We start from the raw sequence: 7158 nt of genomic DNA on the forward strand, positions 1-7158 counted from the left end.
TAAGTGGTGAGGTCGGCAGCCCCCTCGCGGCGGATGCGTCGCCGAGTCCCGTCAGCGACGCGCTTCAGAGGCTGCCGACCTCACCACTTAAGGAGTGGGCGTCGTGACCGCGGAGACCTCTCAGACGCTCGACCGGGGACTGCGGGTCCTCAAGCTGCTGGCCGACACGGACCACGGGCTGACCGTCACCGAGCTATCCACCAAACTGGGCGTGAACCGGACCGTGGTGTACCGGTTGCTGGCCACGCTGGAGCAGCACGCACTCGTACGACGTGACCTGGGCGGACGTGCCCGGGTGGGGCTGGGCGTGCTGGGGCTCGGCCGGCAGGTGCACCCGCTGGTGCGGGAGGCGGCGCTGCCGGCGCTGCGGTCGCTGGCGGAGGACATCGGGGCCACGGCGCACCTGACGCTGGTCGACGGGGCGGAGGCGCTGGCCGTCGCGGTGGTGGAGCCGACGTGGACCGACTACCACGTGGCGTACCGGGCCGGGTTCCGGCACCCGCTGGACCGGGGAGCCGCGGGCAAGGCGATCCTGTCCGCGCGGGCCAGGCCGTCCGGGGACCCCGGGTACACGCTGACGCACGGCGAGCTGGAGGCCGGGGCGAGCGGGGCCGCGGCGCCGCTGCTCGGGGTCACCGGGGTCGAGGGGAGCGTGGGTGTGGTGATGCTCGCCGACGCGGTGCCGGAGCGGGTGGGGACGCGGGTCGTCGAAGCGGCCCGGGAGGTCGCGGAGGCGCTGCGGTAGCGGCGGGAGCCGCCCCGGCTCGGGCGGCGCGACCGGCCCTCCGGCACGCGGGTTAGATTGGCTCCGTGCTCTCTCGTCTCTCACGTCCCCAGGCCCTCGCTGTCTGCGCTCTGCCGGTCGCGGGGCTCGTCGCCACGGCGGTGTTCGCGCCGTTGCCGTTCTCGGTGGCGCAGCCGGGGTCGACGGCGGACGTCCTGGGCAAGGACAAGGGGAACCCGGTGATCACCATCTCGGGGGCGCCCACCCGGGACACCCGGGGCGAGCTGCGGATGACGACCATCGTGGCGACCAGCCCGGACACCAGGGTGTCGCTGGGCGACGTGGTCGACGGGTGGTTCCGGGACGACCGGGCCGTGATGCCGCTGGACGCCGTCTATCCGAGCGGGGACGACGTCAAGGAGATCGAGAAGCACAACGCGGACCAGATGCGGCAGTCGCAGGACGCGGCGACCGCCGCCGCGCTGAACTACCTGGACCGCGCCGACGACGGCATCGAGGTGGAGCTGGAGCTGAAGGACGTGGGCGGGCCCAGCGCCGGCCTGCTGTTCTCGCTGGGCATCGTCGACAAGCTGGACGGCAACGGCCGCGGCGGCGACCTCACCGGCGGCCGTACGATCGCCGGCACCGGCACCATCACCGCCGACGGCGAGGTCGGCGCGGTGGGCGGGGTCGCCCTGAAGACGCAGGCCGCGCGGCGCGACGGCGCGACCGTCTTCCTGGTGCCGCAGGCCGAGTGCTCGGACGCGCAGGCGGAGCTGCCCAAAGGGCTGCGGCTGATCCCGGTGACCACGCTGAAGGGCGCCGTGCAGTCCCTGGTCGCGCTGGACTCCGGCAAGCCCGTCCCCTCCTGCTGAACCGGGTCAGCCCTCCTTCACGAACCCCTCCTCGACCAGCCAGTCCAGCGCCACCTGGTGGGGGTCCTCGCCGTCCACGTCGACCTTGGCGTTGAGGGTCTGGGCCACGTCGTTGTCCAGCTTCCTCGTGATCGGGTCGAGGATGTCCGTGATCGCGGGCCACTCCGTCAGCGTCCTGGTGTTGATCACGGGGGCCGCGTTGTAGTTGGGGAAGAACTTCCTGTCGTCCTCCATCACCACCAGGTTCATGGACTTGACCCGCCCGTCGGTGGTGAACACCTCGCCGTAGGTGCAAGTGCCCTTGGCCACCTGGGTGTAGATGATGCCGGTGTCCATCTGGGTGATCCGGCCGGCCGGCACGTTCATCCCGTACTCCTTCTGCATGCCCGGCAGTCCGTCCGCCCGGTTGGCGAACTCGCCCTCGACGCACAGGGTCACCGCGCCGGGGTCCTTCTTCGCCAGCGCGGCCACGTCCGAGAGCGTCCTCGTGCCGTACTTCCGGAAGTTGGCCTGGTTCATCGCCAGGGCGTAGGTGTTGTTGAGGGCGGACGGGGCCAGCCAGGTCATGCCGTTCTCCCGGTCGGCGTCGCGCACCGCCCGCCACTGCTGCCGCGGGTCGGGGATGGGCTCCTTGTTGCCGAGGTAGGTGATCCAGGCGGTGCCGGTGTACTCGTACACGGCGTCCGCGTCGCCGCTGCGCACGGCCTCGCGGGAGCCGATGGAGCCCTGGATGCCCGTCCGGTCGAGGACCTCCGCGCCGGCCGCCTGGAAGGCGATGCCCATGATCGCGCCGAGGATGAGCTGCTCCGTGAACGACTTGGACGTCACCGTGAGATCGGCGCCCTCGAGGGGCTCGCCCTGCCCGATGGAGCCGGGCCGTACGTCGTCGACCATGGGGGAGCCGCTGGTCAGTCCGCAGCCGGCGGCGGCCACCAGCATCCCGGCGAGCAGCAGGCAGGTCCGTCTCATGCGCCGGCCTCCAGACCGCGGGGCCGCAGCAGCAGTTCGGCGAGCGAGGCCAGCCAGTCCACCAGCAGGGCGAGGGCGATGGTGAGGATGGAGCCCAGGATCAGCACCGGCATCCGCTGGTTGGTGATGCCGGTGGTGATCAGCACGCCGAGTCCGCCGCCGCCACCGAAGGTCGCCAGGGTCGCCGTCCCCACGTTCAGCACGAGGGCCGTGCGCACGCCCGCCAGGATCAGCGGGACGGCGAGCGGCAGTTCCACCTTGGTGAGCACGCCCAGCGGGGACATGCCGATGCCGCGGGCCGCCTCCAGCAGCGTCGGGTCGTTCGCCTTGAGACCGGCGATGGTGTTGGACAGGACCGGCAGCACGGCGTAGACGATGATGCCGATCAGGGCCGACCGGCGGCCGATGCCGAGCCAGATCACCAGCAGCGCGAGCAGTCCGATCGCGGGGGTGGCCTGGCCCATGTTGGCCAGCGCCATCGCCACCGGGGTCCCCCTGCGGAACGCCTTCCTGGTCAGCAGGACACCCAGCGGGATGGCGATGATCAGCACGAAGAAGGTGGAGATCACCGTCAGCTGGACGTGCTGCCACAGCGCCTTGGAGACCTGCCCGCCGGACAGCGCGTTCTCCGAGATGGTGTCCAGGTCGGCCTGGTCGAACCAGAGCCAGGTCGCCAGCAGCATCGCCACCAGGAAGGCCGGGACGAAGGTCAGCTTCCGCCAGCCGATCCGGCGGGGCCGCGCGGGCCGCAGATGCGGCTCGGGCTCCACCTCGGCTTCGCCGTCGTCCCGGAAGGGCAGCCCTCTGACCTCGTGCTCGCCTTCGGGCCGGGACCCGCGGCCGGGTGCGGTCGTCACGCCTTCGCCTCCCCTTCGTGGCCCTCCTGCTCGGTGTGGGTCAGCTCTTCGCGGGCCTCCTCCAGTTCGTGCTGGTGCCCGATCGCGTCGAGCCGGTCGGCCTCCAGCAGCTCGTGCACGGAGTTCATCAAGGTCTCCATGTCGACGACCCCGGTGTACTCCCCGCGCCGCCCGGTCACCGCGACCCGCCCGGCGTTGTCGGTGAGCACCGCCTCCAGGGCGTCGCGCAGGGTGGCCTCCCGGGTCACCGTGTCGTGCACCAGGGTGCCCGCGCGGGCCAGGGAGCCCTTGGCGCGCATCAGGTCGCCGCGCCGCAGCCACTTGTAGGGGCGGCCCCGCTTGTCCAGCAGCAGGATCTCGTTGGTGCCGCTGCGGCGCAGCTTGTCGAAGATGTCCTGGAGCGGGTCGTCGACGGTGACCGTCGGATAGTCGGTGATCTCCACGTCCCGGACCCGGGTGAGGTTGAGGCGTTTCAGCGCGGCGCCCGCGCCGACGAAGCCGGAGACGAAGTCGTCCGCCGGGTTGGTGAGGATCGCCTCGGGGGTGTCGAACTGGGCGATGTGCGAGCGTTCGCGCAGGACCGCGATCCGGTCGCCGAGCTTGATCGCCTCGTCGAAGTCGTGGGTGACGAACACGATCGTCTTGTGCAGCTCGTTCTGGAGCCGGATCAGCTCGTCCTGGAGGTGGTCGCGGGTGATCGGGTCGACCGCGCCGAACGGCTCGTCCATCAGCAGGACCGGCGGGTCGGCGGCCAGCGCCCGGGCCACGCCGACGCGCTGCTGCTGGCCCCCGGAGAGCTGGCGCGGGTAGCGGCCGTGGAACTCGCCGGGGTCCAGGCCGACCAGGTCGAGCAGTTCCTCCACCCGGTCGCGGATGCGGGACTTGGACCAGCCGACCATCTTCGGGACGAGGCCGATGTTCTGGGCGACGGTCATGTGCGGGAAGAGTCCGGCGGACTGGATGGCGTAGCCGACCTTGCGGCGCAGTTTCACCGGGTCGATGTCGGTGACGTCCTCGCCGTTGATGCGGATCCGTCCGCTGGTCGGCTCGATCAGCCGGTTGATCATCTTCAGAGTGGTCGACTTGCCGCAGCCGGACGGCCCGACGAAGATCACCGTCTCGCCCGCGCCGATCTCCATGCTGACGTTGTCCACGGACGGGGCGGGGTTGCCGGGGTAGCGCTTGGTCAGGTTCTCCAGCTCGATGGTCGCGCCGCCGGCCGCGGTGTTCTCAGGCACGGATCCCCCTCGGGATGGTCAGCCGTCCGATCAGGACGTACGCGGCATCGAAGAGCAGGGCGAGGACGATGATCCCGAGGGTGCCCGCGAGCACCTGGTTCAGGGCGTTCTTGCTGCCCAGGGAGGCGATGCCGCGGAAGATCTCGTTGCCGAGGCCGGGTCCGGAGGCGTAGGCCGCGATGGCGGCGATGCCCATCAGCATCTGTGTCGAGACCCGGATGCCGGTGAGGATCGGCGGCCAGGCCAGCGGCAGCTCCACCCGCACGAGCCGGGACAGCCGGGACATGCCGATGCCGGTCGCGGCGTCCACCAGCGCGGGGTCGACACCGCGCAGGCCGACGATCGAGTTCCGCACGACCGGCAGCAGCCCGTAGAGGGTGAGCGCGATGACCGTCGGGGGCACGCCGAGGCCGACGATGGGGACGAGCAGGCCGATCATGGCCAGCGAGGGGATGGTGAGGATGGTGGAGGTGGCGGTGGTGGCCAGGTTGCCGCCCCACTCGGTGCGGTAGGTGACGACACCGATCAGGACGCCGAGGACGGTGGCCACGACCATGCACTGGAAGACGGCGCTGGCGTGCTGCCCGGCGTCGGCGAGCAGCTGCTGGTGGCGACTGCCCAGGTACTCCCAGAAGTTCACATCGCCTCACCCCAACGGCTACGACATCGCTCGCGGATCCTCCTGCGCCGCCTGCTCCACCAGCGGGATGATCCGCAGCGGAACGGGGTTCTCCATGACGATCGCGGTGGAGGCCCGGACGATGCCATCAAAACCGACAACCCGGTCGATCACCCGCTGGAGATCCGCGTTGGAGCGGGCCACCAGGCGGCACAGCATGTCGTTGGTGCCGGTGGTCGTGTGCAGCTCCAGCACCTCCGGCACGGTCGCCAAGTGGGCCCGCACGTCGGCGCCTTGGCCCTGCCTGATCTCCAGCGTGGCGAACGCGGTCACCGGGTATCCGAGGGCCGCGGGATCCACCTGGGGGCCGAATCCGCGGATGACTCCGTTCGACTGAAGCCGGTCGAGGCGGGCCTGCACGGTGCCGCGCGCGACGCCGAGGCGCCGGGACATCTCCAGCACGCCGATGCGCGGCTCGCGGGCGAGCAGCACGATGATGCGGCCGTCCAGATGATCGATCGCCACAGCGGCTCCTCCAGTGGTCATCCTGTACAGACAGCCCGCAGAAACGGACCCTGCACTGGTCACATTGCCCAGCAGAAACGCAAACTATTGCGCACCTTGCAGAGCGGGGCCACGCTTCGGCTATGACGCAGACCACACACCACACTCCCGACACCGCCCGGCAGGCCGACCCCTTCCCGGTCAAGGGAATGGACGCGGTCGTCTTCGCCGTGGGCAACGCCAAGCAGGCGGCGCACTACTACTCCACCGCCTTCGGCATGAAGCTGGTCGCCTACTCCGGACCGGAGAACGGCAGCCGCGAGACCGCCAGCTACGTCCTGGAGAACGGCTCCGCGCGCTTCGTCCTCACCTCCGTCATCAAGCCCGCCACCGACTGGGGCCACTTCCTCGCCCAGCACGTGGCCGAGCACGGCGACGGCGTCATCGACCTCGCCATCGAGGTGCCGGACGCCCGGGCGGCCTACGCCTACGCGATCGAGCACGGGGCGCGCTCGGTCGCCGAGCCGTACGAGGTGAAGGACGAGCACGGCACGGTCGTCCTCGCCGCGATCGCCACCTACGGCGAGACCCGCCACACCCTCGTCGAGCGCACCGGCTACGACGGCCCCTACCTGCCCGGGTACGTCGCCGCCGACCCGATCGTCGAGCCGCCCGCCCAGCGCACCTTCCAGGCCATCGACCACTGCGTCGGCAACGTGGAACTCGGCCGGATGAACGAGTGGGTCGGCTTCTACAACAAGGTCATGGGCTTCACGAACATGAAGGAGTTCGTGGGCGACGACATCGCGACCGAGTACAGCGCGCTGATGTCGAAGGTGGTGGCCGACGGCACGCTCAAGGTCAAGTTCCCGATCAACGAGCCCGCCATCGCCAAGAAGAAGTCCCAGATCGACGAGTACCTGGAGTTCTACGGCGGCGCCGGCGTCCAGCACATCGCGCTGAACACCAACGACATCGTGGCCACCGTGCGCACCATGCGCGCGGCCGGCGTGCAGTTCCTGGACACCCCGGACTCCTACTACGACACCCTCGGCGAGTGGGTCGGCGACACCCGGGTGCCGATCGAGACCCTGCGCGAGCTGAAGATCCTCGCCGACCGCGACGAGGACGGCTACCTGCTGCAGATCTTCACCAAGCCGGTCCAGGACCGCCCGACCGTGTTCTTCGAGATCATCGAGCGCCATGGCTCGATGGGCTTCGGCAAGGGCAACTTCAAGGCCCTGTTCGAGGCGATCGAACGAGAGCAGGCCAAGCGCGGCAACCTCTGACCCGGGACCCCCGGCCAGGAACCTCCGGGCCGGATCAGTCCGGCGCCCACACCCCGTGCGGCAGCCGGTCCGACGGCTCGCCC

The 7158-nt window shown here is 70.4% G+C and carries 8 protein-coding genes; 3 read left to right on the forward strand and 5 right to left on the reverse strand.

Going from position 1 to position 7158, the window contains the following annotated elements; translation table 11 throughout:
• Window positions 1-103 precede the first annotated feature (103 nt).
• Together CCN42_RS33805 and CCN42_RS33810 are read left to right on the forward strand one after the other, a co-directional pair.
• The gene (locus CCN42_RS33805) at window positions 104-745 is read left to right on the forward strand and encodes an IclR family transcriptional regulator (RefSeq protein ID WP_086172433.1); all 642 of its coding nucleotides are present in this window, start codon (window positions 104-106) and stop codon (window positions 743-745) included.
• 65 nt (window positions 746-810) lie between these two features.
• Window positions 811-1599 carry a S16 family serine protease gene (locus CCN42_RS33810; protein ID WP_086741257.1) on the forward strand — a complete coding sequence of 263 codons (789 nt, stop codon included), beginning with the start codon at window positions 811-813 and terminating at the stop codon, window positions 1597-1599.
• A 6-nt stretch (window positions 1600-1605) separates the two neighbouring features.
• On the opposite strand, the gene CCN42_RS33815 is transcribed toward CCN42_RS33810, so the two are convergent.
• From CCN42_RS33815 to CCN42_RS33835, 5 genes are read right to left on the reverse strand one after another with little or no spacing between them, the layout of a single operon-like run.
• Window positions 1606-2568 carry a glycine betaine ABC transporter substrate-binding protein gene (locus CCN42_RS33815; RefSeq protein WP_086741258.1) on the reverse strand — a complete coding sequence of 321 codons (963 nt, stop codon included), beginning with the start codon at window positions 2566-2568 and terminating at the stop codon, window positions 1606-1608.
• On the reverse strand, window positions 2565-3425 hold the full coding sequence (locus tag CCN42_RS33820) for an ABC transporter permease (protein WP_086741259.1): 861 nt from the start codon (window positions 3423-3425) through the stop codon (window positions 2565-2567). The genes CCN42_RS33815 and CCN42_RS33820 overlap by 4 nt, the downstream gene beginning before the upstream one ends.
• A complete protein-coding gene (locus CCN42_RS33825; RefSeq protein ID WP_086741260.1) occupies window positions 3422-4663 on the reverse strand; it encodes a betaine/proline/choline family ABC transporter ATP-binding protein in 1242 nt (413 codons plus the stop codon). Before CCN42_RS33825 ends, CCN42_RS33820 begins: the two co-directional genes overlap by 4 nt.
• A complete protein-coding gene (locus CCN42_RS33830) occupies window positions 4656-5303 on the reverse strand; it encodes an ABC transporter permease (protein ID WP_086741261.1) in 648 nt (215 codons plus the stop codon). The genes CCN42_RS33825 and CCN42_RS33830 overlap by 8 nt, the downstream gene beginning before the upstream one ends.
• A gap of 18 nt (window positions 5304-5321) precedes the next feature.
• Entirely contained in the window at window positions 5322-5807 is a 486-nt protein-coding gene (locus CCN42_RS33835) for an Lrp/AsnC family transcriptional regulator (protein ID WP_169731575.1), read from the reverse strand.
• Window positions 5808-5929: 122 nt separating this feature from the next.
• Between CCN42_RS33835 and hppD the strand changes: the two genes are divergently transcribed.
• Complete coding sequence (hppD, locus tag CCN42_RS33840; RefSeq protein WP_086741262.1) at window positions 5930-7075, forward strand: 4-hydroxyphenylpyruvate dioxygenase; 1146 nt, start codon at window positions 5930-5932, stop codon at window positions 7073-7075.
• Window positions 7076-7158 lie beyond the last annotated feature (83 nt).

The organism is Streptomyces glaucescens, assembly GCF_002154375.1.
Lineage (GTDB): Bacteria > Actinomycetota > Actinomycetes > Streptomycetales > Streptomycetaceae > Streptomyces > Streptomyces glaucescens.

Excerpts from the sequence above, each read along its gene's own strand:
- hppD (WP_086741262.1), top strand. The coding sequence starts at position 5,930 with ATGACGCAGACCACACACCACACTCCCGACACCGCCCGGCAGGCCGAC.
- CCN42_RS33815 (WP_086741258.1), bottom strand. The coding sequence starts at position 2,568 with ATGAGACGGACCTGCCTGCTGCTCGCCGGGATGCTGGTGGCCGCCGCC.